The organism is Lelliottia nimipressuralis, from assembly GCF_004402045.1.
Classification (GTDB): domain Bacteria; phylum Pseudomonadota; class Gammaproteobacteria; order Enterobacterales; family Enterobacteriaceae; genus Enterobacter; species Enterobacter chinensis.
On sequence record NZ_SOMG01000023.1, the window covers coordinates 48,414 to 72,097 of the forward strand.

The window sequence follows — 23,684 nt, forward strand, 5'->3', positions numbered from 1 at the left end:
TATTCAACAAAGCAGAAGGGATGAAATAGTTTATTCTTATATTCTGTGAGCTATTTCACGAATGATATCAGCGGGATCGCGAACGTGTGACCCCCCTCCCATGCAGTGTGTGCGCGGTCTGTCCATACTTATCGTCATTGCCACTGAAGGAGGGAGACAGCATGCACTGGCAAACGCATACCGTTTTCAATCAACCCGCACCGCTCTCTAACAGCAATCTTTTTCTCTCGGATTGCGCCTTGCGTGACGCGGTTTCGCGTGAAGGTGCCGAGTGGGATAGTGAGCTGCTCGCCAGCATCGGACAGCAGTTGGGTACCGCTGAGTCGCTGGAACTGGGCCGGCTGGCAAATGTTAATCCGCCGGAGCTACTACGCTATGACGCCACCGGGGAGCGGCTGGATGACGTTCGCTTTCACCCGGCATGGCACTTGCTGATGCAGGGACTGTGTGCCAACCGCGTACATAACCTGGCATGGGAAGAGGAGGCGCGAAAAGGCGCATTTGTCGCCCGGGCCGCGCGTTTTGTCCTGCATGCTCAGGTAGAGGCGGGCACGCTTTGTCCCGTCACCATGACGTTTGCTGCGACACCGCTGCTACAGCAGGCGCTCCCCAAAATATTTCACGACTGGCTGACGCCGCTGCTCAGCGATCGCTACGATCCTCATCTTGCCCCCGGCGCGCAAAAGCGCGGCCTGCTGATCGGCATGGGGATGACGGAGAAGCAGGGCGGATCGGACGTGCTCAGCAACACCACCAGGGCTGAGAAATGCAGCGACGGCAGCTACCGGCTGGTGGGGCACAAATGGTTTTTCTCCGTCCCGCAAAGCGATGCCCATCTGGTGCTGGCCCAGGCGAAGGGCGGGTTGTCCTGCTTTTTTGTCCCGAGATTTTTACCTGATGGACAACGTAACGCCGTAAGGCTGGAGCGTCTGAAAGAGAAGCTCGGCAACCGCTCCAACGCCAGCAGCGAGGCGGAGTTCCTTGATGCCTCCGGCTGGCTGCTGGGGGAAGAGGGCGAAGGGGTTCGGCAGATACTGAAAATGGGGGGGCTGACGCGCTTCGACTGTGCGCTGGGCAGCCACGGACTGATGCGCCGGGCGCTTTCGGTGGCGCTGTACCATGCGCATCAGCGTCAGACGTTCGGGAAAAACCTGGTCGATCAGCCGTTAATGCGCGATGTGCTGAGCCGTATGGCGCTGGTGCTGGAAGGACAAACGGCGCTGCTGTTCCGTCTGGCCCGGGCGTGGGATAAACGCGCGGATCCACAAGAAGCTGCCTGGGCGCGGTTGTTTACACCGGCCGCGAAATTTAGCGTGTGCAAAGCTGGCATTCCGTTTGTGGCCGAAGCGATGGAGGTGCTGGGAGGAATCGGGTACTGCGAGGAGAGTGAACTTCCCCGCCTGTACCGCGAGATGCCGGTGAACAGCATTTGGGAAGGGTCCGGCAATATCATGTGCCTGGACGTGCTGCGCGTGCTGGCGAAGCAGCCAGGTATTCACGACCTGCTTGCCGATGAGTTTGCACAGGTAAAAGGGCAGGACAGACATTTTGACCGCTGCTGGCGGCAGCTTCAGCAAAAACTGCGCAAGCCGCAGGAGGCTCAGGGGCGGGAAATAGCCCAGCAGCTGTTCTTGCTGGGGGCCGGGAGCCAAATGCTGCGACACGCGTCACCCCCGGTGGCGCAGGCGTGGTGCCGCATGATGCTGGATACCCGTGGCGGTACGCTGATGAGCGAGCAGGTACAAAGTGACCTGCTGTTGCGAGCCACGGGCAGAGTTGGCTAGTTTTTAAGCTGGAACAAGCTGACCAGTTGGGTCAGGTGTGAACCCTTCTCGCGCAGCGTGTGGGCGGTTTGCTCGCTGCGTGAGATGCGATCGGCATTGATATGCGACGCCTCGCCAATATGGGTCATGGCGAGATTCACCTGGCCGATCCCTGCGGATTGCTCGCGTGACGCATGGTTAATCTCAGTGACCAGCTGGCTGATGTCATCGATATGAATGATGATGTCATCCATCGCCTGGCGTGTCTGTTCAGACAGCGCATGGCCCTCACTCACTTTCCTGAGCGTATCGCCGATCAGCTGTTCAATCTCCTTCACCGCGTTAGCGCTGCGTCCCGCCAGGGCACGAACTTCCTGCGCGACGACCGCAAACCCTTTTCCGTGCTCGCCTGCGCGGGCCGCTTCCACTGCCGCATTCAGCGCCAGGATATTGGTCTGGAAAGCGATGGACTCGATCACGCGGGTGATGTCTTCAATGCGTTTTGACGCTTCGCGAATGTCGTCCATGGTCGACACCGCATGGGTGACCGTCTCACCGCCCTGATGAACTGCGAGCGAGGTTTCACCCACCAGCTGCTGCGTTTGCTCCATGTTGGCGGCATTTTGCTGTACGGTCGCGGCCAGCTGCTCCATGCTGGCGGAAGTCTCTTCCACGCTGCTGGCCTGCTTGTTGATCTGCTCGGAAATTTCGCCTGTATCGGCGGCCAGCGCGTTGGTGCCCAAATGGATCTCGCCTGCGGCCTCGCGAACCTGCAGCACAATTTTTTGCAGGCCGCCGCCGATGCCGTTGATGGCATCGATCAGCTGGCCGACCTCGTCCTGGCGCGTCACGGGCAGGCTGGAACGGAGATCGCCTGCGGCGTATTGCCGGGCAAGGTGGATCACATTGCGCAGCGGTCGGGTCAGCATGCGGCGAATAAGCACCACGAACAGACCAGCAAAGAGGATGGATAAGACCACGCCAGCCAGCAGGAAGCGGTCGCGCATAGCGGTGACGTTTGAGAGCAGCACCGATTTATCCACTTCGCCCACGATAGTCCAGTTCCAGCCTGGCAGCGGGGTATAGGCCATTTTCAGCGTGCGACCGTCGTCGCTTACGCGCTCCAGCGTGCCGGGTTTATCACCCAGAAGCTGCTGCTGCGTCGCACCGTCCCACTTCGGCAGTTGTCCCTCTTCACTGGCATGGAACAGGTATTGTCCGCGCGTTTTGCCGCTACTGCGATCCAGCACAAAGAAGTGACCGCTCTCGCCCAGGCGGCGGTTGAGGATTTTCTCACGCATTACGTTCCAGGAGTGAGTAATGTCCACCCCGACAAAGACGATCGCAATGACCTGTCCTTCGGCGTTTTTAACGGGCTGGTACTGGGTAATGTAGCGTTTGCCAAACAGCCGCGCCAGGCCACGGTAGACGTCACCTTTGTTTACGGCGGCAAAGGCCGGGCTGGAGGTATCCAGAATGGTACCCATGGCCCGCTCGCCATTCTCTTTGCGAAGAGACGTGGCCACGCGCACAAAGTCATTACCGCTGCGGACAAACAGCGTCGAAATGGCTCCCGTGCGGTTCAGGAACTCGTCCGACAGGGTGTTGTTTTCATGCAGTCCGGTTTCTCCACCTTTAAGAAGTGGAACGCTGAGCCCGTTAATCGTCTGGGGTTGGGAATTATCAACGTTCAGCGGCTGTGGTAAAAAGGTGGTAAACAGCCGGGTATAACTCTCAACCTCTTCACTCAGACTGGTGTTAAACATCTGCACCATGTCGACCATACCGGTGGACTGATTATGCAGATCTTCTACCGCAAGGGCTTCAAGCTGCTGGCTGGCTTTTTGACTGAGCAGAAAAGTGAAAAGCAGAAACAGTGTGGCGACACTGACGCCCGTCAGCAGCGATAGCTTCGCACCCAGGCCTGCACGGCGAAAAACGTTGATCATAAATTGCTCATCATTGAAAAGGTATGGTTCTTCAACGGCAGAGCGGGGATTACGTTTACTTCATTAATGTAACAAAGTGTTATTTTATTGTTCTTGATTGGTTTTATATAAGATAAAAAATTTGCAAAAACGAAAAGCCACTAAAAATAAGTGGCTTTTATCGGAAGGGATATTACACGTAGAGAATGGCCTGTACCCGCCAGTGGTCGATATGGTTATCTTCCTGCATCTGGATGATGCGATACCATGAAGCACCCTGCTCATCGGCCTTTAATGCCACGACACGTTCAACGTCCTGCGGGCTCCCCGAGATATTATTCACGGAGATCTGGCCAATTTCATTCAGGCCAGTCACACAGTCAGCACTGGCGAATTCTGCAGACTGCGCGGTGGTGCTCACAAGGCCTGCAGAGAGCAACAGAGAGGTCAAAGCAAGAGTTCGTTTCATCGTCAGCTCCATTTCACATATCTCCGGTATCCGCCGGGCAATCCTTCGCAAATAAACTCCCTTCCATTGACGCGGGCATGGAGTTTATTGTGGACAGGAAAATGTCTATGGACGCAAAGCAGTGTAAATCTCGTTCAAAGGCAAACCATTACTTACGGTACAAAATAGCCTGCGAGTACCATTGTCCCGTTATGATGGTTTCGTCGATCATGATGATGACGTAATAATCTGCTTTGGCGGCGACGGCCTGTGCTTTTATTGCCGCTTCTGCGTCATCCGGAGAACCGCGAACCAGCGCGGAGACGGTGCCCATTCGTTGTAATCCTTCCGTCTGATTACGACGAATCTCCTGTGGATGATCGGCGACCGGTGGAGCGGGTTGCGGCGTTCCCTGCAGCGCGCTACAGCCATTGAGCAGAAACACCAGCAATAAAGCAGCAAACCTGCGCATAACCATATCTCGTTTCCTGATAGCCATAGTGTAGTTGTCTGTGAATTTAGTTTTGGGGGAATGTTCCCGAAGTGTTATCTGGGACGTATATTTCGAATGAAAATGGCGTGAAAGCGTAACCCAGTTCTCAACATTATGAATCATACATTCGCACAGGGTCGACAATGATTGAAATTGAAATACGCCATCTCGGCGACCATGAAATTTTACACGCGATGCCCGCGGAAAAACGTGATAAACCGCTGCCTGTTATCGTTTTTTATCATGGGTTTACGTCATCGAAGCTGGTTTACAGTTATTTTGCGGTGGCGCTGGCGCAGGCGGGTTTCCGGGTGGTGATGCCGGATGCACCCGACCACGGCGCACGCTTTAAAGGCAATGAACAGGCGCGGCTTGGGCAGTTCTGGCACATTCTGCACGGTAGTCTGACCGAGTTTGCCGGGCTGCGCGATGCGCTTTATGAGGCCGGGCTGGTGGCCGATAATCAGCTGGCAGTTGCCGGGGCGTCGATGGGCGGTATGACGGCGCTGGGGATTATGACGCATCATCCTGAAGTGAAGTCTGTCGCCTGTTTGATGGGCTCGGGCTACTTTACTTCGCTGGCGAAGACGCTTTTTCCCCCTCAGGATTTAACGGAAATAACGGCGATGCTGGCAGAGTGGGAAGTGACCCGGGCATTACCGCGCCTGGCCGATCGCCCGCTACTACTGTGGCACGGTGATGCAGATGATGTGGTTCCGCCCGACGGAACCTTCCGTCTTCAGCAGGCTCTGCAGCATGAGGGGCTGGATGGAAACCTGACCTGCCTTTGGGAAAAGGGCGTTCGCCACCGTATCACTCCAACGGCGCTGGACGCCACGGTGGCGTTTTTCCGCCAGCATCTCTAAACGCGAAGGACTTTCACGCCCTGATCTTCCAGCTTCTTGAGGATTTCAGGGTTGGCCCCTTTGCCGGTGATCACCATGTCGATCTGTTCGGCACGGCTGAATAACATCCCTGCGCGCTCGCCCACTTTGCTGCTGTCGACCAGCACAACGAGCTTGCCCACGACGTTGAGCATGTTTTGTTCCGCCATCGCGGTGAGCATATCGGTTTTATAGAGGCCATCTGCGGTAAGGCCTTTGCCGCTGGTAAACATCCAGTGCCCGGCATAGAGACTGTTTTCACTGTCCTGCGGGCTGAGCGTAATGGACTGACTTTTGTTGTACTGGCCGCCCATGATCACGACGCTCTCATGTTCCTGATCGATAAGATAGTTAGCGAGCGGTAGATAGTTGGTAATGATTTGCACCGGCTTGCCGCACATTTCGCGGCCCAGCAGAAATGCGGTGGAGCCGCAGTTGATGACGACACTCTCACCGGGATTCACCAACTGCGACGCGGCTCTGGCGATCCGCACTTTTTCATCATGATTTTGCGCCTGATGAATATTCATCGGTGTCCAGCGGGGGCGCTGTTGGCTGATCGCTTCCGCCCCATTACGAACTTTTTTCAGTTTGCCGCTTTCATCCAGCTTATTGATATCCCGCCGCGCCGTTGCCGGGGAGATCCCTAAACGTTCGATCACTTTCTCGACGGTGATAAACCCTGTTTGCGCCAGGAGTTCCAGGAGAATTTGATGCCGTTGCGCTTCCGTCATGAGCTATTCCGATAAGAATTGATTTGAAAAGATGATATTTGAAATAGCGTGAAATTACTAAAAGAAATATGGCATCGCCAGACATCACGTCTGGCGATGTGGCTGCACAATCAGAGGAAGGACTTGAACGGCAGATCGGGCTCAATGGTGAAGCAATCATCGAAGCCACGTGGGTAGTGATATTCGAAATTGTCTTTATCCAGTGGCCAGGTGAACTTGCCGCCGACCTGCCAGATAAACGGCTTGAAGCCGTACTTCAGGCGATCTTTTTTCATCTCCCACAGCACGCGGATTTCCTGCGGGTCGGCCTGGAAGTTTGACCAGATATCATGGTGGAACGGGATCACCACTTTAGTATTCAATGCTTCCGCCATGCGCAGCATATCGGCGCTGGTCATTTTGTCAGTAATGCCGCGCGGGTTCTCGCCGTAGGAGCCCAGCGCCACGTCGATCTGGTGCTCGTTCCCATGCTTCGCGTAGTAGTTGGAGTAGTGAGAGTCACCGCTGTGGTACAGGGAACCGCCAGGAGTTTTAAACAGGTAGTTCACCGCGCGCTCGTCCATACCGTCCGGCAATACGCCCGCAGCTTTCTGATCGGCAGGCAGAGTAATCAATGCCGTACGGTCAAAGGCATCCAGCGCATGGATTTCAATATCTTTGATTTTCACCACGTCGCCAGGCTTCATCACGATGCAGCGTTCTTTCGGCACACCCCAGCCAATCCAGAGATCCACGCAGGTCTGTGGCCCGATAAACGGCACATCCGCAGCGCAGTTTTGCATGACCGCTGCCGCCACGTTCACGTCGATATGATCGTTGTGATCGTGAGTGGAGAGAACGGCATCGATCTGACGAATGGCAAACGGATCAAGCACAAAAGGCGTCGTTCGCAGGTTCGGCTGCAGTTTTTCTACGCCCGCCATGCGCTGCATCTGATGGCCTTTTTTCATCAGCGGGTTGCCGTGGCTCTGTTTGCCCGTGCCGCACCAGAAATCGACGCAGATATTGGCGCCACCCTCTGATTTCAGCCAGATGCCGGTGCAGCCCAGCCACCACATGGCAAAGGTACCAGGAGCTACATTTTCCTGCTCGATCTCTTCATTCAGCCAGCTACCCCATTCCGGGAAAGTGCTCAGAATCCATGACTCACGGGTGATGGTGTTTACTTTACTCATCGTTTTGGCTCCTGGTTTTAATCAAAAGTAATCATTTGGTGATTTGTTGTGATTAATGCTGGCACCATTTGATGCGCTTTGCAATGGCTAAAATGAGGAATTTTATCTGTTCGACTTCACGGCGCATCCGCTTTTTCCTTGTTAGACTATTGTGTATTAAAGATTAATTACATGAATAATAAGGATTAATTTATTTTCATTATGCGGTAGTGAAAATCATTACTAACACCATGGAAATAAATTGCGTGATGCGTCACAAATAATCAAATCCAATCTTGTGGTGATTATTTGTGATTAATAGAGTGATGGCACCAACCACACAGGGATTGCCCCTCGTGTTCTCATTTTTGGAGAGTGTTATGGAGATCCTCTACAACGTCTTTACCGTGTTCTTTAATCAGGTAATGACCAACGCCCCGCTGTTGCTGGGGATTGTGACGTGCCTGGGTTATATCCTGTTGCGTAAAAGCGTCAGTGTGATCATCAAAGGCACCATCAAAACCATCATCGGCTTCATGCTGTTGCAGGCGGGGTCAGGCATTCTGACCAGCACCTTTAAGCCGGTCGTCGCCAAAATGTCAGAGGTATACGGCATCAACGGTGCCATCTCTGACACCTACGCCTCAATGATGGCGACCATTGAACGCATGGGTGATGCCTATAGCTGGGTGGGTTATGCGGTTTTGCTCGCCCTGGCGCTGAACATTATTTACGTTCTTCTGCGCCGTATTACCGGCATTCGCACCATCATGCTGACGGGACACATCATGTTCCAGCAGGCGGGGCTGATCGCGGTTTCTCTCTATATCTTCGGCTACCCCATGTGGACCACGATTATCTGCACCGCGGTTCTGGTTTCGCTCTACTGGGGTATCACGTCTAACATGATGTACAAGCCAACCCAGGAAGTGACCGACGGTTGTGGCTTCTCCATCGGCCACCAGCAGCAGTTCGCCTCCTGGATTGCCTACAAAGTCGCACCGTATCTGGGTAAAAAAGAAGAAAGCGTTGAAGACCTTAAGCTGCCTGGCTGGCTGAATATCTTCCACGACAACATCGTTTCAACTGCCATTGTGATGACTATTTTCTTCGGCGCCATTTTGCTCTCTTTCGGTATTGACGTGGTGCAGGCGATGGCGGGGAAAACCCACTGGACGGTTTATATCCTGCAGACCGGTTTCTCCTTCGCGGTGGCGATTTTCATTATTACTCAGGGCGTGCGCATGTTCGTCGCCGAGCTGTCGGAAGCCTTCAACGGCATCTCCCAACGCCTTATCCCCGGCGCGGTTCTGGCCATCGACTGTGCCGCTATCTACAGCTTCGCGCCAAATGCAGTGGTCTGGGGCTTTATGTGGGGCACCATCGGCCAACTGATTGCAGTGGGTATCCTGGTGGGCTGCGGCTCATCCATTCTGATTATTCCTGGCTTTATCCCGATGTTCTTCTCCAACGCCACCATCGGCGTCTTTGCGAACCATTTTGGTGGCTGGCGCGCGGCGCTCAAGATCTGCCTGGTGATGGGCATGGTTGAAATCTTCGGTTGCGTGTGGGCGGTCAAGCTCACTGGTATGAGCGCATGGATGGGCATGGCGGACTGGTCAATTCTGGCACCACCGATGATGCAGGGCTTCGCCTCCGTCGGACTGGTCTTTATGGCCGTCATCATCCTGATTGCTCTGGCTTATATGTTCTTCGCGGGCCGCACGCTGCGCGCTGAAGAAGATGCGGAAAAACAAACAGCAGAAGTTTCTGCTCATTAAGGAGTTTCGATTATGACCGTACGTATCCTGGCTGTCTGTGGCAATGGGCAAGGTAGCTCCATGATCATGAAGATGAAAGTGGACCAGTTTTTAACCCAGTCAAACATCGACCACACGGTGAACAGCTGCGCAGTGGGTGAATATAAAAGCGAGCTGAACGGCGCGGACATCATTATCGCCTCTACCCATATCGCCGGTGAAATCACCGTGACGGGCAATAAATATGTCGTGGGGGTACGCAACATGCTGTCGCCTGCGGATTTCGGTCCCAAGCTGCTGGAAGTGATCAAAGAACACTTCCCTCAAGACGTGAAGTAAGGACGTCCTATGAAACTACGAGATTCGCTGGCAGACAATCATTCCATCCTTTTACAGGCTGAGGCCAGCACCTGGCAGGAAGCGGTAAAGCTGAGCGTGGATTTGCTGGTCAAGGCTGACGTGGTCGAGCCGCGTTACTACCAGGCCATTCTTGATGGCGTGGCGCAGCACGGTCCTTACTTTGTCATTGCGCCAGGTCTGGCCATGCCGCATGGCCGGCCGGAAGAGGGCGTGAAGAAAACCGGCTTCGCGCTGGTGACGCTGAAAACACCGCTGGTCTTTAACCATGAAGATAACGACCCGGTTGACATCCTGATCACCATGGCGGCCGTTGATGCTAACACCCACCAGGAGGTGGGCATCATGCAGATCGTCAATCTGTTTGATGATGAAGCTAATTTCGACCGTTTACGCGCCTGCCGCACCGAGCAGGAAGTGCTGGATTTAATTGATAACGCCACAGCGGCGGCAGTCTAAGAGGAATAGAACATGTCATTACCTATGTTGCAGGTTGCGCTGGATAACCAAACGTTGTCCCACGCATACGAAACGACCCGTCTGATCGCGGAAGAAGTCGACATCATCGAAGTGGGCACCATTCTGTGCGTCGGCGAGGGCGTGCGTGCCGTTCGGGATTTGAAAGCCCTTTATCCACACAAAATCGTGCTGGCGGATGCCAAAATTGCTGACGCAGGTAAAATTCTCTCCCGCATGTGCTTCGAAGCTAACGCCGACTGGGTCACCGTCATCTGCTGTGCGGATATCAACACTGCGAAAGGCGCGCTGGACGTGGCAAAAGAATTTAATGGCGACGTGCAGATCGAACTGACCGGTTTCTGGACCTGGGAACAGGCGCAGGCGTGGCGCGACGCGGGCATTCAGCAGGTGGTGTATCACCGCAGCCGTGATGCGCAGGCCGCGGGTGTGGCGTGGAGCGATGCGGATATCAGCGCGATTAAACGTCTGGCGGATATGGGCTTTAAAGTGACCGTCACGGGCGGCCTGGCGCTGGAAGATCTGCCGCTGTTCAGGGGCATCCCGATTCACGTCTTTATTGCCGGTCGTAGCATTCGTGATGCGGCGTCTCCGGTGGAAGCGGCGCGTCAGTTCAAACGCTCTATCGCTCAGCTTTGGGGCTAAGGAGCGGGTATGTTGTCAAAACAGGTCCCGCTTGGCATCTATGAAAAGGCACTCCCTGCGGGGGAGTGCTGGCTGGAGCGGCTGCAGCTGGCAAAACAGCTGGGTTTCGATTTTGTCGAAATGTCAGTGGATGAGACGGACGAACGCCTCTCTCGCCTCGACTGGAGTCGCGAACAGCGCCTGGCACTGGTGAGCGCTATCGCTGAAACGGGTGTGCGCGTGCCTTCTATGTGCCTCAGCGCCCATCGTCGTTTTCCGCTTGGGAGCGAAGATGATGCCGTGCGTGCGCAGGGGCTGGAGATCATGCGTAAAGCCATTCGCTTTGCCCAGGATGTCGGTATCCGCGTGATCCAGCTGGCGGGTTATGACGTTTATTATCAGGAAGCCAACAATGAAACGCGCCGTCGTTTCCGTGACGGCCTGAAAGAGAGCGTTGAGATGGCAAGCCGCGCGCAGGTCACGCTGGCGATGGAAATCATGGATTACCCCTTGATGAACTCCATCAGCAAGGCGCTGGGCTACGCGCACTATCTCAATAATCCATGGTTCCAGCTTTATCCCGATATCGGCAACCTGTCGGCATGGGATAACGACGTGCAAATGGAACTGCAGGCGGGCGTCGGGCATATCGTGGCGGTTCACGTCAAAGATACCCGTCCTGGCGTGTTTAAAAACGTACCGTTCGGCACCGGGGTGGTGGATTTCGAACGGTGCTTCCAGACGCTCAAACAGACAGGGTATTGCGGACCTTACCTGATTGAGATGTGGAGCGAGACGTCGGACGACCCGGCTGCGGAAGTGGCGAAGGCGCGGGACTGGGTGCGCGAACGTATGGCGCGGGCGGGGTTGCTGGAGGCTGAACATGCTTAAGCTTAAACAGCAGGTCTTTGAGGCCAACATGGATCTGCCACGCTATGGCCTGGTCACGTTCACCTGGGGCAACGTGAGCGCTATTGAACGCGAGCAGGGGCTGATCGTGATTAAGCCGAGCGGTGTGGCCTATGACACCATGAAAGCAGACGATATGGTGGTGGTGGATCTTGAAGGACGCGTCGTGGAGGGAAAATGGCGACACTCTTCAGATACGGCCACGCATCTGGCGCTGTACCGGCGTTATCCGTCCCTTGGCGGTGTGGTACATACCCACTCCACGCACGCGACGGCCTGGGCACAGGCGGGGCTGCCCATCCCGGCGCTGGGCACGACCCACGCGGACTACTTCTTTGGCGACATTCCCTGCACGCGCGCATTAACGCAGGCTGAAGTGGAAGGCGAGTACGAGCTCAATACCGGGAAGGTGATTATCGACACGCTGGGAGAATGCGAACCGCTGCATACGCCGGGTATTGTGGTGTACCAGCACGGTCCGTTCTCCTGGGGAAAAGATGCCCACGACGCCGTCCATAATGCGGTCGTCATGGAGGAGGTGGCACGTATGGCGTGGATTGCCCGCGGCATCAACCCACAGCTTCAGGGCATTGATGACTACCTGATGAACAAGCATTTCATGCGCAAGCACGGCCCGAATGCCTACTACGGGCAGAAGTGAATAAGCGCTCTGGAATACCGAAAAACAGTTGTAACCGGTGGTATTCCGGAGCCATTCATAAAAAAAAGCCCCCGGGCAGGGGGCAACGTAAACTATGGCTATGTTCTCGTTGTTGGCTTTCCTGGTGCTAGCGTTAAAGCGTTATCGGTAAATATCTGCACTGGCGTGCATATTGCCGTTGCTGCCGGGCTCACGGGTTAACATCACGTGGTAATAGGTTGCGCCCTGCGCATCGGTTTCTTCGTTTAGTGCCTGATCTGCTTCACTTTCCGTGGCGAAATTATGATTGATGTAAATTACGCCCAAGCTTTGCACATCATCCATGTTCCTGGCCTGTCGGCTGTCTATTTTGATGGCTGCCATCGCGTTTGCACTGAGCAAAAGCGCCGCCATAATGGCTAATGCGATTTTTTTCATGATATGCGCTCCACGACTGCGTGCTGTGAGAGGGGGATGCTCCTTCTTGAATTCAGGTGATCTCTGATTAAAGTGTAATCACTCATCCGGCGAGGATGCGTGACCATTTCTGATGCAGTTGTTCAAAAAAACAACGCTTCCTGATGCGATTAATTTTAAATCACCCACTTAGACCCGCTTCGCGCTTTGTGCGAATTATTTATGCAATCAGCTTGAGTTTCCTGGGGCGCGCAAGTATTATGACGCGTCAATTTTTCAGCCGACCTTTAACACGTTCCTTGCCTCCCCGGGCCTCGGCTGACCCAGACAGGAGGCTGAATAATCCGTAAGGAGCAATTCGATGCGTCATTACGAAATCGTTTTTATGGTCCATCCTGACCAGAGCGAACAGGTTCCGGGTATGATCGAGCGTTACTCTGCTGCCATCACTGGTGCAGAAGGTACGATCCACCGTCTGGAAGACTGGGGCCGCCGTCAGCTGGCTTACCCGATCAACAAACTGCACAAAGCACACTACGTTCTGATGAACGTTGAAGCGCCGCAGGAAGTGATCGATGAGCTGGAAACTACCTTCCGCTTCAACGATGCCGTTATCCGCAGCATGGTTATGCGTACCAAAAACGCAGTTACCGAAGCATCTCCGATGGTTAAAGCGAAAGACGAGCGCCGTGAGCGTCGCGATGATTTCGCAAACGAAACCGCAGATGATTCTGATGCTGGGGATTCTGAAGAGTAATTTCTGATGACCAACCGTCTGGCGTTGTCCGGCATCGTATGCAGGGCTCCCCTTCGAAAGGTCAGTCCATCAGGAATTCCGCATTGCCAGTTCGTGCTTGAGCATCGTTCTGTGCAAGAGGAAGCCGGGTTTCACCGGCAGGCGTGGTGCCAAATGCCCGTTATTATTAGCGGACACGAAAACCAGGCCATTACTCACAGTTTAACGGTCGGTAGCGCAGTAATCGTTCAGGGGTTCATCTCTTGCCACAAGGCAAAGAACGGCCTGAGCAAAATGGTTCTGCATGCCGAGCAGATTGATTTGATAGATTCTGGAGACTAGCCATATGGCACGTTATTTCCGTCGTCGCAAGTTCTGCCGTTTCACCGCGGAAGGCGTTCAAGAGATCGACTATAAAGATATCGCAACGCTGAAAAACTACATCACCGAAAGCGGTAAGATTGTCCCAAGCCGTATCACCGGTACTCGTGCAAAATACCAGCGTCAGCTGGCTCGCGCTATCAAACGCGCTCGCTACCTGTCCCTGCTGCCGTACACTGATCGTCATCAGTAATCGGGCACGGTCCATTAATACGACTTTAAGAGGATAAGGTAATGCAAGTTATTCTGCTTGATAAAGTAGCAAACCTGGGCAGCCTGGGTGATCAGGTAAACGTTAAAGCGGGCTACGCTCGTAACTTCCTGGTTCCACAGGGTAAAGCTGTTCCAGCTACCAAGAAAAACGTAGAGTTTTTCGAAGCACGTCGCGCTGAACTGGAAGCCAAACTGGCTGACGTTCTGGCGGCTGCTAATGCTCGCGCTGAGTCAATCAACGCACTGGGCACTGTTACCATCGCTTCCAAAGCTGGCGACGAAGGTAAACTGTTCGGTTCCATCGGTACCCGCGATATCGCTGATGCAGTTTCTGCAGCAGGCGTTAAAGTGGCTAAGAGCGAAGTTCGTCTGCCGAACGGCGTTCTGCGTACCACTGGTGAGCACGAAGTTGACTTCCAGGTTCACAGCGAAGTGTTCGCTAAACTGGTTGTTAACGTTGTAGCTGAGTAATTTTTTACTCTGCTCACGTTGAAACGCCGGCCTTGTGCCGGCGTTTTGCTTTTTACAGAACCGGGTCTTTAACGCGCTCTGATAAAACTGCCGTCAGGCTGGCGGGTAAACAGCACCTGTTGACCATTGCCTGTATCAATCGTTAAGCCTGTCACCACGCCGCTGGCATTCTGGCGAATCTGCACCATCTGACCATTCTGCAAGTTACTGAGCGGTTTACCCGCACCTTCCACTTTTGCCATGGCATATACGTCGGTCGGCGGCAGGCTATGGTCGCGGAACAGCTGTGCCAGGGTTTTGCCCGGCTCTACGCGATAGGAACGCCACTGTTGCTCAATGCCGGTGGGCTGCTGCGTCTGTGGCTGTGGCTCAGCAGTGGCCTGCTCCTGCGGCTGTTCATCCTGAATGGGCTCTGGCTCAACCGGCGCGACCTGACCCGGATCGTTAGACGGGGCGACGAGCTGCGTCTGCATCGGCTGTGCATCAGGCTGCGGCCGCGTTTGCGACTGAATGTCCAGTTGGGCATTGCGGGTGACGGGTGCCGTATCGACATCATCGCCCCCGGAAGGAAGCAGGAAGCCCACGATCACCATTAGCGCGCCAATGATGATCCCTCTGCGATGCAGAGGAGGCAGCGGGTCCATGATGCGAAAATTGTCCGGCGCCTGCCAGATTTTCGCCAGGGTAGGTTTCAGTTCAAATCGCCCGGGCATGGCACTCCTCCTGCTCCGCGTATTTTTTATCCTGTGCTCCGAAGTATAGTTTGCTAACTGCCTGAACGGCGTAGCAAACCCGACATCCGTGACATCAGTTCGGGATTAATCCTGGTTATCTCTATTGTTTCTGTTTCGTCGTGGTTTGTCACCTTAACTTCAGACAAAGTTTTACCCATAAGGGCATGGCTGATATGCTGCCCGCTACTTTAAATGTGATGGAAGGAAAACCCATGACCACCCCGACTTTTGACACTATCGAAGCGCAGGCAAGTTACGGTATCGGCTTGCAGGTAGGACAGCAACTGAGCGAATCCGGCCTGGAAGGTCTGTTACCAGAAGCGCTGGTGGCGGGTATCGCTGACGCGCTGGAAGGCAAACAGCCTGCCGTTCCGGTTGACGTCGTACACCGCGCGCTGCGTGAAATCCACGAACGCGCTGACGCCGTGCGTCGTGCACGCTTTGAAGAGATGGCAGCCGAAGGCGTGAAATATCTGGAAGAGAACCGTGAGCGTGAAGGCGTGAGCAGCACCGAGTCCGGTCTGCAGTTCCGCGTGATCAACCAGGGTGATGGCGCAATCCCGGCGCGTACCGACCACGTTCGCGTACATTACACCGGTAAGCTTATTGACGGTACCGTCTTCGACAGCTCCGTGGCACGTGGCGAACCAGCTGAATTCCCGGTTAATGGCGTTATCGCGGGTTGGATCGAAGCGCTGACCCTGATGCCAGTGGGCTCTAAATGGGAACTGACTATCCCGCATAACCTGGCTTACGGCGAACGTGGTGCTGGCGCATCCATTCCGCCATTCAGCACCCTGGTGTTTGAAGTCGAGCTGCTGGAAATTCTGTAATCGAATTTTCTTATTTCCTCTTCCCGGTTGGGGAGAGGAAAATAGTGTTAAAACCTATAGTTACGATGCAATCAACATTTTATCTTGCAAACGAAACAGTTGCGTGTATTTTTGTGAGCTGTTTCGCGCTGTATGAGTGATATGACACTCACTTTCAACATATTATTAACATAATATCTAAATCATAGTATTCATCCCGCCGATTCTTACCTAATATCGATTAGCCCTTACAAGGGAACGTCATCTTTTGACGTATTTAAAGGCCAGAAGAGCCTTAACAACACAGACAGGCATAAACAGGAAAATATCAAATGGTAGATCAGGTCAAAGTCGTCGCCGACGAAGAGGCGTCGTCTGAACAGTCGCTACGGCGCAATCTCACAAACCGTCATATTCAGCTCATTGCTATTGGGGGTGCCATCGGTACCGGGCTGTTTATGGGGTCAGGCAAAACCATCAGTCTGGCCGGGCCGTCAATCATATTCGTTTATATGATTATCGGATTTATGCTGTTCTTCGTGATGCGTGCAATGGGGGAATTGCTGCTCTCGAACCTCGAATACAAATCCTTCAGCGACTTTGCTTCAGACCTGCTCGGGCCATGGGCGGGCTATTTCACCGGCTGGACCTACTGGTTCTGCTGGGTCGTGACCGGTATGGCGGATGTCGTGGCGATTACGGCTTACGCACAGTTCTGGTTCCCGGGGCTGTCGGACTGGGTGGCTTCGCTGGCGGTCATTGTTCTGCTTCTGAGCCTGAACCTCGCCACCGTTAAAATGTTCGGTGAGATGGAGTTCTGGTTCGCGATGATTAAAATCGTGGCGATTGTCGGGCTCATTGTTGTGGGGCTGGTGATGGTCCTCACCCACTTCCAGTCGCCAACGGGCGTTCAGGCCTCGTTTACCCATCTGTGGAATGACGGTGGCTGGTTCCCGAAAGGCATTAGCGGCTTCTTTGCCGGCTTCCAGATTGCGGTGTTTGCTTTCGTGGGGATTGAGCTGGTGGGAACCACGGCAGCGGAGACCAAAGATCCCGAGAAGTCTCTCCCGCGCGCTATTAACTCCATTCCGGTTCGTATCATCATGTTCTACGTCTTCGCGCTGGTCATTATTATGTCCGTGACGCCGTGGAGCTCCGTGGTGCCAACCAAGAGCCCGTTCGTTGAACTGTTCGTGCTGGTAGGTCTGCCTGCTGCCGCGAGCCTGATTAACTTCGTGGTGCTGACCTCTGCGGCTTCGTCTGCCAACAGCGGCGTGTTCTCAACAAGCCGTATGCTGTTTGGTCTGGCGCAGGAAGGCGTGGCGCCGAGCGCGTTCGCCAAGCTGTCTAAGCGTGCGGTACCTGCGAAAGGGTTGACCTTCTCCTGCATGTGCCTGCTGGGTGGTGTGGTGATGCTCTACGTGAACCCAAGCGTGATTGGCGCGTTCACCATGATTACCACGGTCTCTGCGATCCTGTTTATGTTCGTCTGGACCATCATCCTGTGTTCATACCTGGTGTACCGCAAGCAGCGTCCACACCTGCATGAGAAATCGATCTACAAGATGCCGCTGGGCAAGCTCATGTGCTGGGTGTGCATGGCGTTCTTCGTATTCGTGCTGGTTCTGCTGACGCTGGAAGATGATACCCGTCAGGCGCTGATCGTCACGCCGCTGTGGTTTATCGCGCTGGGGCTGGGCTGGGTGTTTATCGGTAAGAAACGTATGGCAGGCGTGCGTTAAGCATGTTGCCGGGTGGCGCTGACGCTTACCCGGCCTACGTTCCAGGATGTTGTAGGCCCGGTAAGCGCTAGCGCCACCGGGCTTTTTTAATCCCCGGATAACGCACGCGGGAACAGAACGTTATTCTCAAGACTGATGTGTTCCATCAGGTCGTCGATCGTTTCGTTAATGCCGTTGTACATCGCTTTCCACGTTGTGCACGCTTCTGGCGGCGGTGTGACGTTGTTGGTGGTGTGTTTGATCACTTCCAGCAGCTCGCCGGCGTCATCATGTTCGCTTTCCATCACGCTGATGGGCCCCATCGCCTGGCTTCCCATTCCCTGTTTAATCATCGGGAAGAGGATCTGCTCTTCTTTCATCATGTGGCTGGAAAGCTCTTCGTGCAGCAGGGTCAGGTACTTTGCCAGACCGCGCGGTACGGAAGGTTTGTCGGCATGCACGCGCTCAACTTTGGTTGCCTGCAGGATCAGCTCCGGCAGCTGTTCACGGTGACGGTCATGGTAACGCACGATGATATGGTCGATGATTTCCCCGAGCGGGGCGGTTCGCCAGTCTTTATCGACAGGTTGCTGGGCCAGCTGTGCCAGCTCTGCTTCAATCACCTCAACGTCCAGCTCCTTGCGTGAAGCCGCACGCGACAGGGTTTGCTTACCGCCGCAGCAGTAGTCCATATCGTATTTACGGAACAGCGCAGAAGCGCGAGGAATGGAGAGCGCCAGCTCGCCGAGGGGTTGGTCGCGAAAGGCCATATCAGTTACCTCGTCATTAATAATATAAGATGCATATTAAATGCATCTTTAAGTTGGCGCTATAACCCTTTAGAGGCAAGGGTAAAAATGAGATGCAGATCACAAAAAATCACCACTTTTAACTCCCTGAATGGGTTCAGGAAAATGGTTTAGAAACTTTTTAAATGTGTAGAAACAGTAAACAACTCGCCGCGCCTGCCGATATATCCACGTCAGACAAACCTGCATATAACAAAGGCAAAGCATGTTTAAACGTATAAAAGTCATTACCCTTCTTATTTCGGTGCTGCTTGTGCTCGGCATCATGCAAGTGATTTCCGCCGGTATCTTTATCAACGCGCTGAATAACGATAAAGACAACTTCACCGTGTCGCAGCTCTCCAGCAAGAACGTGGCGGAGTTTACCGATGCGTGGATCAGTCTGAACCAGGCACGCGTCACCCTGAACCGCGGGATGCTGCGTCTGCAAAGCAGCATGGCCTCTCAAATTAACGGTGGTCAGCTGAATGAGCTGGTGACCACAGCGAAAAACCTGCTGACTGAAGCCCAGGTTCATTACGATAAATACTATGCCTTGCCGAATACGCCTGGCCTGGATGAGAACCTGACTAACCAACTCGAAGAACAGTACCGCATATACTCTTCTACGCTGGCGCAAATGAACGTTCTGCTGAGCCAGGGCAATCTGGAAGATATGTTTAAGCAGAATGCCGAACAAAAACAAAACGCGATGCAGACGGTTTATCGTGAATGGCGTGAAGCGCAGGCCGCGCTCACCGATAAGGGCATTCAGGATAATGAAAGTGATTACAAGCACATCCTGTGGATCCTTTCTGCGGTCATGCTGCTGGTGATCGTGGTGATTATCTCCAGCTGGATTGCAATGCGCCGCGTGCTGCTGCTGCCTCTGGAAGAGGTGATTAACCATATCCGCGCCATTGCGGCAGGGGATTTGACCCAGCCGATTCAGGCAGACGGTAAAAATGAAATGGCGATCCTGGCGCGCAACGTGCAGGAAATGCAAACCTCGCTGGCGAACACCGTGGGCGTGGTGCGGGAAGGTGCAGATACTATTTACACCGGTGCAGGCGAAATTTCTGCTGGCAGCAACGATCTCTCTTCCCGTACCGAGCAGCAGGCCGCTTCTCTGGAAGAGACGGCAGCCAGCATGGAAGAGCTGACGGCAACCGTGAAGCAGAACGCCGATAACGCGCGTCAGGCTTCGCGTCTGGCGCTGGATGCCTCCTCAACCGCGAAGAAGGGCGGGAATGTGGTTGAAGGCGTCGTGCGTACAATGGACGAGATCGCCACCAGTTCCAGCAAAATCGCGCAAATTACTAACGTGATCGACGGGATTGCCTTCCAGACTAATATCCTGGCGCTGAACGCGGCGGTGGAAGCGGCGCGTGCAGGCGAACAAGGTCGTGGTTTTGCGGTTGTGGCCGGTGAAGTGCGTACCCTTGCTCAGCGCAGCGCCCAGGCGGCGAAAGAGATCAAAGCGCTGATCGACGATTCCGGTGAACGCGTGAACGCTGGCTCGCAGCTTGTTAACGAAGCCGGTGCCACGATGGCAGAGATCGTTAATGCGGTCACCCGCGTTACCGACATCATGGGCGAGATTGCCTCGGCCTCTGACGAGCAAAGCCGCGGTATCGACCAGGTAGGCCAGGCGGTCGCCGAGATGGACCGCGTGACCCAGCAGAACGCCTCGCTGGTAGAGGAGTCTGCGGCGGCGGCGGCGGCGCTGGAAGATCAGGCTGCACGCCTGAACGAAGCGGTAGCGGTGTTCAAAATCACCCGCAACCAGGCGGTTAAAGCGGTACCGGTGAAAACCTATGTGCCAAAAGTGCAGCCTGTTGCGGCGGCGTCTGAAGGGAACTGGGAAACGTTTTAAGGGCTTGCCCGGTGGCGGCTTCGCCTTACCGGGCCTACGGTTTTGTAGGCCCTGCAAGCGCAGGCCGCTGGGCAATGCTCACATCTCTGACGCCGGAACGACTCTCGGTTTTTCCGGCTTCGCTCTTACCGCCATCACCACCCCCACCACCAGCAACGCGATCCCGCAGGCCGTTAACAGCGGCGGCACGCTCTGGCGCATCAGGAAGGTGTAAAGCAGGCCGGCCAGGGTTTCGAAGACTATCAGCGGCCCTAAGATCACCGTCGGCAGCTTCTGGCTGGCAATGTTCCAGCACAGCGCACCCACCCATGAACACAGCACCGCAATCGCCACCATCAGGCCAATAAAGACCCACGGCCTTGGCCCGAAGGGCTGGGAGAAGTCCGGCTGCTGATGGCCTAACCAGATGCACGCCCCGACATATCCCACCAGTGAGACGGGCAGCGTGACCAGCGCCTGGGCCGTCGCCCACATCATCGGGTGCTTGTCCGGGTTCTCCCGTAGCCAGCGAGCATTGCGCAGGGCATACCAGGCCCAGCACGCTACGGAAATGAACGCCAGCATAATGCCAGAACCGTAACGCCACAGGTCAACATCCGCCTGCCCATGACGCAGCTCGGCAATATTGACGCATACCAGACCCACGGCGGTGCAGATCAGCGCCGGCGCCATTTTTGACCACGCCAGCTTTCCATCGCGGTGGCTGTAGAGCAGGTTAGCAAAGACGGGGATGACGGCCGGCAGCGTGCCGATAATCATGGTAGATACCGGCGCACCGGTACGCTGAATGGCACTCGCGAGGCAAACGTAGTAGATAAGATTGCCCATCATGGTCAGCGCCAGCGCGGTGCCCCAGTCCTGACGGCTGAGCTGACGCAGGCGCGCACGTCCCAGCCACGCCAGGGGCAGGGCAATCAGCCCCAGCGCCAGGTAGCGCCCGGTCGACTGCAGTATTGCCGGATACTCGGGCACGATCAGCGGGCCGACAAATATCAGTCCCCACATCATCCCGGCCAGCAGGGCATACAACACACCACTAATCATTTTTCCATCCACATTGATTCACGTTGCGCTCAGTCTAGGCGGGGGAAAGGGGCGCGTATTGTATGAGATTGCGCATTAGCGCCGGGTGACCTGTTTCTGGTAGCGCACAGGGGTAATGCCGTAGCGGCGGGTAAACGCGCGGATTAAATGCGACTGGTCGGTCAGCCCGGTCGCGGCAGCGACCTCGGCTGCGGGCATGCCGTGCGTGAGGAACGCTTTGGCGCGCCACAGGCGGATGGCCATTAGCATCTGATGCGGCGTCACGTGAAAATGGGCTTTGAACTGGCGCTGGAAATGGTATGGGCTCAGCGAGACGACGCTTGCCAGCTCGTCCAGCGTCAGGGCGTGCATATAGTTATCGTGCAGATACTCGCGTACCCGTTCGAACCGGTGCGCACCTTCGTGAATGACCGGCGCGTGGCGGGCTAACGGCTGAAAGGTCTCAATCAGATCCAGCAGCAGCCCTTTTTGCGCCAGCGGATCGTCCGTGTGCCACAAACCATAAATAAGCCTGCCGATTTGCTGCGAGCGCAGCGGGTCATAACGGGTCACATCGCTAAACCACCAGTGCCGGAGGCCGGTCACCTCTTCCAGCAGGTCGGGTTCGATATAAACCATCCGGTAGCGCCAGCCGTCTTCGGTGGCGGATTCGCCGGTATGGATCTCGTCCGGGTTCATGGTCACGACGGATTTTTCAGGGGCGAGATGCTGGGTACCGCGATAGCGAAAGCGTTCGGCACCGGTTTCGATGGTGCCGATACCGAAGGCTTCGTGAGTGTGAGGCTCAAAGGCATAGCGGGAAATATGCGCGTGATAGAGTTCGATGCCCGGCACCTGCGCCAGATGGCGAAAGCGCGCGCTGTCTCTCTCATCAATGAACTGTTCCGGTACGCCTTGCACGGTGAGCCTCCTCATGGGTCATCTCTTCATTATCAAAGATGACCCGAGGGGATGCCACAAAAAATAACCAGTTCTTAACAATTACAGGATGGCTTTGACGCTTTCCGCCAGCGTTGTGGTCGGGCGGCCGATCAGCTTGCTCAGGGTGCGGCTGTCGTCGAACAGGCCGCCTTTCGAGGCCCCCACGTCGGAGTCTGCCAGCATATCCGCCAGCCCTGCAGGCAGGCCAACGCCCTTCAGCGCGGCGGCAAAATCCGCTTCACTGAGATTCTGATAGGTTACCGGCTTCCCGCTCTGTTTACTGAGTTCAGCCGCCAGTTCGCTCAGCGTCCAGCCGTGGTCGCCCGCCAGTTCGTAGATCTTGCCCGCATGGCCCTCTTCAGCGATCACTTTGGCGGCCGCCGCGGCATAGTCTGCGCGCGTGGCAGAAGCAATTTTGCCTTCACCTGCCGCACCAATAAAGACGCCATGTTCCAGCGCAGGCGGCGCGCTCGCCAGATAGTTTTCGGTATACCAGCCGTTGCGCAGCAGGGCATAAGGAATGCCGGACGCCGCCAGCGCGTTTTCCGTGTCAACGTGCTCAACGTGCAGGCCCAGCGGAGAGGTGTCCGCATGCAGCAGGCTGGTGTAGGCGATAAATTTCACGCCGGCGGCTTTGGCGGCGTTAATCACGTTCTGGTGCTGGGTCGCGCGTTGTCCGACTTCGCTGGAAGAGATAAGCAGCAGTTTATCCACGCCGCTCAGCGCGGCAGTGAAGGCGGCTTCGTCCGTGTAGTCTGCCTGACGAACCACAATGCCCTGCTGGCTTAATGCTTCAGCTTTAGCCGGGTTACGTACGATGGCCACAATCTGGTTGGCCGGTACGGTTTTTAACAGCTGTTCGATAACGAGATGGCCAAGCTGGCCGGTAGCGCCGGTAATTGCGATCATGATGAATCTCCTTCGTGTTTGTCTGGTGTTGTGGCACACTAGCACCATAGCTAACTTTTAGTAAGTACGTACAAAAAGGTAAGTATGAAAACAACGATTCCGACGCTTAGCGAACAAATGCGCGATGGCAATCTCTTCGCGGAACAGTGTCCTTCACGGGAGGTCCTCAAACACGTGACCAGCCGCTGGGGAGTACTGATTCTGCTGGCCTTGCGAGAGGGAACGCACCGCTTTAGCGATCTGCGCCGTAAAATGGGTGGGGTAAGCGAAAAGATGCTGTCCCAGTCACTTCAGGCGCTGGAGCTGGATGGGTTTGTCGATCGCGTATCGTATCCGGTTGTGCCACCGCACGTAGAGTATAGCCTGACGTCGTTGGGTATTGAGGTCAGCGAGAAAGTCGCCGCGCTGGCGGACTGGATTGAGGTGAATACGCCAAAAGTGATGGCGAATCGGGACGATCGCGCGGCGTAAAAGCCGGGTAAGCGAAGCG

Annotated in this window: 27 protein-coding genes; 16 read left to right on the forward strand and 11 right to left on the reverse strand. The window is 55.2% G+C overall.

What is annotated here, in order from left to right; all coding sequences use genetic code 11:
* The first annotated feature begins 161 nt into the window (after positions 1-161).
* Positions 162-1,784 carry an isovaleryl-CoA dehydrogenase gene (locus tag E3U32_RS15055; RefSeq protein WP_134349426.1) on the forward strand — a complete coding sequence of 541 codons (1,623 nt, stop codon included), beginning with the start codon at positions 162-164 and terminating at the stop codon, positions 1,782-1,784.
* On the opposite strand, the gene E3U32_RS15060 is transcribed toward E3U32_RS15055, so the two are convergent.
* From E3U32_RS15060 to bsmA, 3 genes are all read right to left on the reverse strand, one after another.
* Positions 1,781-3,712 carry a methyl-accepting chemotaxis protein gene (locus tag E3U32_RS15060; RefSeq protein ID WP_134349427.1) on the reverse strand — a complete coding sequence of 644 codons (1,932 nt, stop codon included), beginning with the start codon at positions 3,710-3,712 and terminating at the stop codon, positions 1,781-1,783. The genes E3U32_RS15055 and E3U32_RS15060 overlap by 4 nt on opposite strands.
* A 172-nt stretch (positions 3,713-3,884) precedes the next feature.
* Positions 3,885-4,172 (reverse strand): DUF1471 family protease activator YjfN, encoded by a 288-nt coding sequence (gene yjfN / locus E3U32_RS15065; protein WP_021240708.1) that lies wholly within the window; start codon positions 4,170-4,172, stop codon positions 3,885-3,887.
* A 136-nt stretch (positions 4,173-4,308) separates the two neighbouring features.
* Positions 4,309-4,638 carry a biofilm peroxide resistance protein BsmA gene (gene bsmA / locus E3U32_RS15070; protein ID WP_134349428.1) on the reverse strand — a complete coding sequence of 110 codons (330 nt, stop codon included), beginning with the start codon at positions 4,636-4,638 and terminating at the stop codon, positions 4,309-4,311.
* Positions 4,639-4,775: 137 nt separating this feature from the next.
* Between bsmA and yjfP the strand changes: the two genes are divergently transcribed.
* On the forward strand, positions 4,776-5,498 hold the full coding sequence (yjfP, locus tag E3U32_RS15075) for an esterase (RefSeq protein WP_134349429.1): 723 nt from the start codon (positions 4,776-4,778) through the stop codon (positions 5,496-5,498).
* On the opposite strand, the gene ulaR is transcribed toward yjfP, so the two are convergent.
* A complete protein-coding gene (ulaR, locus tag E3U32_RS15080) occupies positions 5,495-6,250 on the reverse strand; it encodes an HTH-type transcriptional regulator UlaR (protein WP_134349430.1) in 756 nt (251 codons plus the stop codon). The genes yjfP and ulaR overlap by 4 nt on opposite strands.
* A 110-nt stretch (positions 6,251-6,360) precedes the next feature.
* Complete coding sequence (gene ulaG, locus E3U32_RS15085; RefSeq protein ID WP_134349431.1) at positions 6,361-7,425, reverse strand: L-ascorbate 6-phosphate lactonase; 1,065 nt, start codon at positions 7,423-7,425, stop codon at positions 6,361-6,363.
* Positions 7,426-7,784: 359 nt separating this feature from the next.
* Here ulaG and ulaA point away from each other — a divergent pair, with 359 nt between their 5' ends.
* Genes ulaA through E3U32_RS15115 form a run of 6 tightly spaced genes read left to right on the forward strand, consistent with a single transcriptional unit; the run spans position 7,785 to position 12,192 of the window.
* Complete coding sequence (ulaA, locus tag E3U32_RS15090) at positions 7,785-9,185, forward strand: PTS ascorbate transporter subunit IIC (protein ID WP_134349432.1); 1,401 nt, start codon at positions 7,785-7,787, stop codon at positions 9,183-9,185.
* A gap of 12 nt (positions 9,186-9,197) precedes the next feature.
* Complete coding sequence (ulaB, locus tag E3U32_RS15095) at positions 9,198-9,503, forward strand: PTS ascorbate transporter subunit IIB (RefSeq protein WP_000218355.1); 306 nt, start codon at positions 9,198-9,200, stop codon at positions 9,501-9,503.
* Between the two features lie 9 nt (positions 9,504-9,512).
* On the forward strand, positions 9,513-9,980 hold the full coding sequence (ulaC, locus tag E3U32_RS15100; RefSeq protein WP_134349433.1) for a PTS ascorbate transporter subunit IIA: 468 nt from the start codon (positions 9,513-9,515) through the stop codon (positions 9,978-9,980).
* Positions 9,981-9,992: 12 nt separating this feature from the next.
* Positions 9,993-10,643, forward strand: a complete 651-nt coding sequence (gene ulaD / locus E3U32_RS15105; RefSeq protein ID WP_134349434.1) for a 3-keto-L-gulonate-6-phosphate decarboxylase UlaD — start codon at positions 9,993-9,995, stop codon at positions 10,641-10,643.
* A 9-nt stretch (positions 10,644-10,652) separates the two neighbouring features.
* Positions 10,653-11,513 (forward strand): L-ribulose-5-phosphate 3-epimerase, encoded by an 861-nt coding sequence (locus E3U32_RS15110; RefSeq protein WP_134349435.1) that lies wholly within the window; start codon positions 10,653-10,655, stop codon positions 11,511-11,513.
* The gene (locus E3U32_RS15115; RefSeq protein WP_134349436.1) at positions 11,506-12,192 is read left to right on the forward strand and encodes an L-ribulose-5-phosphate 4-epimerase; all 687 of its coding nucleotides are present in this window, start codon (positions 11,506-11,508) and stop codon (positions 12,190-12,192) included. The genes E3U32_RS15110 and E3U32_RS15115 overlap by 8 nt, the downstream gene beginning before the upstream one ends.
* 141 nt (positions 12,193-12,333) lie before the next feature.
* Here E3U32_RS15115 and yjfY read toward each other — a convergent pair whose 3' ends face one another.
* Entirely contained in the window at positions 12,334-12,609 is a 276-nt protein-coding gene (gene yjfY, locus E3U32_RS15120; RefSeq protein ID WP_010427445.1) for a DUF1471 family protein YjfY, read from the reverse strand.
* Between the two features lie 340 nt (positions 12,610-12,949).
* Here yjfY and rpsF point away from each other — a divergent pair, with 340 nt between their 5' ends.
* From rpsF to rplI, 4 genes are read left to right on the forward strand one after another with little or no spacing between them, the layout of a single operon-like run.
* A complete protein-coding gene (rpsF, locus tag E3U32_RS15125) occupies positions 12,950-13,345 on the forward strand; it encodes a 30S ribosomal protein S6 (RefSeq protein ID WP_014068637.1) in 396 nt (131 codons plus the stop codon).
* Between the two features lie 6 nt (positions 13,346-13,351).
* Positions 13,352-13,666 (forward strand): primosomal replication protein N, encoded by a 315-nt coding sequence (gene priB, locus E3U32_RS15130; RefSeq protein WP_008502895.1) that lies wholly within the window; start codon positions 13,352-13,354, stop codon positions 13,664-13,666.
* 4 nt (positions 13,667-13,670) lie between these two features.
* Positions 13,671-13,898 (forward strand): 30S ribosomal protein S18, encoded by a 228-nt coding sequence (gene rpsR / locus E3U32_RS15135; protein WP_000135199.1) that lies wholly within the window; start codon positions 13,671-13,673, stop codon positions 13,896-13,898.
* Between the two features lie 41 nt (positions 13,899-13,939).
* Complete coding sequence (gene rplI / locus E3U32_RS15140; RefSeq protein WP_047346138.1) at positions 13,940-14,389, forward strand: 50S ribosomal protein L9; 450 nt, start codon at positions 13,940-13,942, stop codon at positions 14,387-14,389.
* Positions 14,390-14,457: 68 nt separating this feature from the next.
* On the opposite strand, the gene E3U32_RS15145 is transcribed toward rplI, so the two are convergent.
* Positions 14,458-15,102, reverse strand: coding sequence for an OapA family protein (locus E3U32_RS15145; RefSeq protein ID WP_134349437.1), 645 nt, complete (start codon positions 15,100-15,102; stop codon positions 14,458-14,460).
* Between the two features lie 233 nt (positions 15,103-15,335).
* Here E3U32_RS15145 and fklB point away from each other — a divergent pair, with 233 nt between their 5' ends.
* Positions 15,336-15,956: an FKBP-type peptidyl-prolyl cis-trans isomerase gene (gene fklB, locus E3U32_RS15150; protein ID WP_208527916.1), complete on the forward strand. Its 621-nt coding sequence runs from the start codon at positions 15,336-15,338 to the stop codon at positions 15,954-15,956.
* A 311-nt stretch (positions 15,957-16,267) separates the two neighbouring features.
* Positions 16,268-17,677, forward strand: coding sequence for a D-serine/D-alanine/glycine transporter (gene cycA, locus E3U32_RS15155; protein ID WP_024907315.1), 1,410 nt, complete (start codon positions 16,268-16,270; stop codon positions 17,675-17,677).
* A gap of 86 nt (positions 17,678-17,763) precedes the next feature.
* Here the strand turns inward: cycA and ytfE are convergent, their stop codons facing one another.
* Positions 17,764-18,426 carry an iron-sulfur cluster repair protein YtfE gene (gene ytfE, locus E3U32_RS15160; protein WP_134349438.1) on the reverse strand — a complete coding sequence of 221 codons (663 nt, stop codon included), beginning with the start codon at positions 18,424-18,426 and terminating at the stop codon, positions 17,764-17,766.
* A 244-nt stretch (positions 18,427-18,670) separates the two neighbouring features.
* Between ytfE and E3U32_RS15165 the strand changes: the two genes are divergently transcribed.
* The gene (locus tag E3U32_RS15165) at positions 18,671-20,320 is read left to right on the forward strand and encodes a methyl-accepting chemotaxis protein (protein WP_134349439.1); all 1,650 of its coding nucleotides are present in this window, start codon (positions 18,671-18,673) and stop codon (positions 20,318-20,320) included.
* Between the two features lie 78 nt (positions 20,321-20,398).
* Here E3U32_RS15165 and E3U32_RS15170 read toward each other — a convergent pair whose 3' ends face one another.
* From E3U32_RS15170 to E3U32_RS15180, 3 genes are all read right to left on the reverse strand, one after another.
* The gene (locus E3U32_RS15170) at positions 20,399-21,364 is read right to left on the reverse strand and encodes a DMT family transporter (RefSeq protein ID WP_134349440.1); all 966 of its coding nucleotides are present in this window, start codon (positions 21,362-21,364) and stop codon (positions 20,399-20,401) included.
* 75 nt (positions 21,365-21,439) lie between these two features.
* Positions 21,440-22,264, reverse strand: coding sequence for an AraC family transcriptional regulator (locus E3U32_RS15175; RefSeq protein WP_134349441.1), 825 nt, complete (start codon positions 22,262-22,264; stop codon positions 21,440-21,442).
* Between the two features lie 81 nt (positions 22,265-22,345).
* Positions 22,346-23,194, reverse strand: coding sequence for an SDR family oxidoreductase (locus E3U32_RS15180; RefSeq protein ID WP_134349442.1), 849 nt, complete (start codon positions 23,192-23,194; stop codon positions 22,346-22,348).
* Between the two features lie 84 nt (positions 23,195-23,278).
* On the opposite strand from E3U32_RS15180, the gene E3U32_RS15185 reads away from it, so the two are divergent.
* Positions 23,279-23,665 carry a winged helix-turn-helix transcriptional regulator gene (locus tag E3U32_RS15185; RefSeq protein WP_134349443.1) on the forward strand — a complete coding sequence of 129 codons (387 nt, stop codon included), beginning with the start codon at positions 23,279-23,281 and terminating at the stop codon, positions 23,663-23,665.
* Positions 23,666-23,684: the final 19 nt, after the last annotated feature.

What these genes read in the sequence shown, in the direction of transcription:
- E3U32_RS15170 (WP_134349440.1), bottom strand. Translation starts at nt 21,364, where the DNA reads ATGATTAGTGGTGTGTTGTATGCCCTGCTGGCCGGGATGATGTGGGGA.
- rpsF (WP_014068637.1), top strand. Translation starts at nt 12,950, where the DNA reads ATGCGTCATTACGAAATCGTTTTTATGGTCCATCCTGACCAGAGCGAA.
- ulaB (WP_000218355.1), top strand. Translation starts at nt 9,198, where the DNA reads ATGACCGTACGTATCCTGGCTGTCTGTGGCAATGGGCAAGGTAGCTCC.
- yjfP (WP_134349429.1), top strand. Translation starts at nt 4,776, where the DNA reads ATGATTGAAATTGAAATACGCCATCTCGGCGACCATGAAATTTTACAC.
- priB (WP_008502895.1), top strand. Translation starts at nt 13,352, where the DNA reads ATGACCAACCGTCTGGCGTTGTCCGGCATCGTATGCAGGGCTCCCCTT.
- E3U32_RS15180 (WP_134349442.1), bottom strand. Translation starts at nt 23,194, where the DNA reads ATGATCGCAATTACCGGCGCTACCGGCCAGCTTGGCCATCTCGTTATC.
- E3U32_RS15145 (WP_134349437.1), bottom strand. Translation starts at nt 15,102, where the DNA reads ATGCCCGGGCGATTTGAACTGAAACCTACCCTGGCGAAAATCTGGCAG.
- E3U32_RS15165 (WP_134349439.1), top strand. Translation starts at nt 18,671, where the DNA reads ATGTTTAAACGTATAAAAGTCATTACCCTTCTTATTTCGGTGCTGCTT.
- ulaA (WP_134349432.1), top strand. Translation starts at nt 7,785, where the DNA reads ATGGAGATCCTCTACAACGTCTTTACCGTGTTCTTTAATCAGGTAATG.
- yjfN (WP_021240708.1), bottom strand. Translation starts at nt 4,172, where the DNA reads ATGGAGCTGACGATGAAACGAACTCTTGCTTTGACCTCTCTGTTGCTC.
- E3U32_RS15110 (WP_134349435.1), top strand. Translation starts at nt 10,653, where the DNA reads ATGTTGTCAAAACAGGTCCCGCTTGGCATCTATGAAAAGGCACTCCCT.
- E3U32_RS15185 (WP_134349443.1), top strand. Translation starts at nt 23,279, where the DNA reads ATGAAAACAACGATTCCGACGCTTAGCGAACAAATGCGCGATGGCAAT.
- bsmA (WP_134349428.1), bottom strand. Translation starts at nt 4,638, where the DNA reads ATGGCTATCAGGAAACGAGATATGGTTATGCGCAGGTTTGCTGCTTTA.
- ytfE (WP_134349438.1), bottom strand. Translation starts at nt 18,426, where the DNA reads ATGGCCTTTCGCGACCAACCCCTCGGCGAGCTGGCGCTCTCCATTCCT.
- rpsR (WP_000135199.1), top strand. Translation starts at nt 13,671, where the DNA reads ATGGCACGTTATTTCCGTCGTCGCAAGTTCTGCCGTTTCACCGCGGAA.
- E3U32_RS15055 (WP_134349426.1), top strand. Translation starts at nt 162, where the DNA reads ATGCACTGGCAAACGCATACCGTTTTCAATCAACCCGCACCGCTCTCT.
- fklB (WP_208527916.1), top strand. Translation starts at nt 15,336, where the DNA reads ATGACCACCCCGACTTTTGACACTATCGAAGCGCAGGCAAGTTACGGT.
- yjfY (WP_010427445.1), bottom strand. Translation starts at nt 12,609, where the DNA reads ATGAAAAAAATCGCATTAGCCATTATGGCGGCGCTTTTGCTCAGTGCA.
- ulaC (WP_134349433.1), top strand. Translation starts at nt 9,513, where the DNA reads ATGAAACTACGAGATTCGCTGGCAGACAATCATTCCATCCTTTTACAG.
- E3U32_RS15115 (WP_134349436.1), top strand. Translation starts at nt 11,506, where the DNA reads ATGCTTAAGCTTAAACAGCAGGTCTTTGAGGCCAACATGGATCTGCCA.
- ulaG (WP_134349431.1), bottom strand. Translation starts at nt 7,425, where the DNA reads ATGAGTAAAGTAAACACCATCACCCGTGAGTCATGGATTCTGAGCACT.
- rplI (WP_047346138.1), top strand. Translation starts at nt 13,940, where the DNA reads ATGCAAGTTATTCTGCTTGATAAAGTAGCAAACCTGGGCAGCCTGGGT.
- ulaD (WP_134349434.1), top strand. Translation starts at nt 9,993, where the DNA reads ATGTCATTACCTATGTTGCAGGTTGCGCTGGATAACCAAACGTTGTCC.
- E3U32_RS15060 (WP_134349427.1), bottom strand. Translation starts at nt 3,712, where the DNA reads ATGATCAACGTTTTTCGCCGTGCAGGCCTGGGTGCGAAGCTATCGCTG.
- cycA (WP_024907315.1), top strand. Translation starts at nt 16,268, where the DNA reads ATGGTAGATCAGGTCAAAGTCGTCGCCGACGAAGAGGCGTCGTCTGAA.
- ulaR (WP_134349430.1), bottom strand. Translation starts at nt 6,250, where the DNA reads ATGACGGAAGCGCAACGGCATCAAATTCTCCTGGAACTCCTGGCGCAA.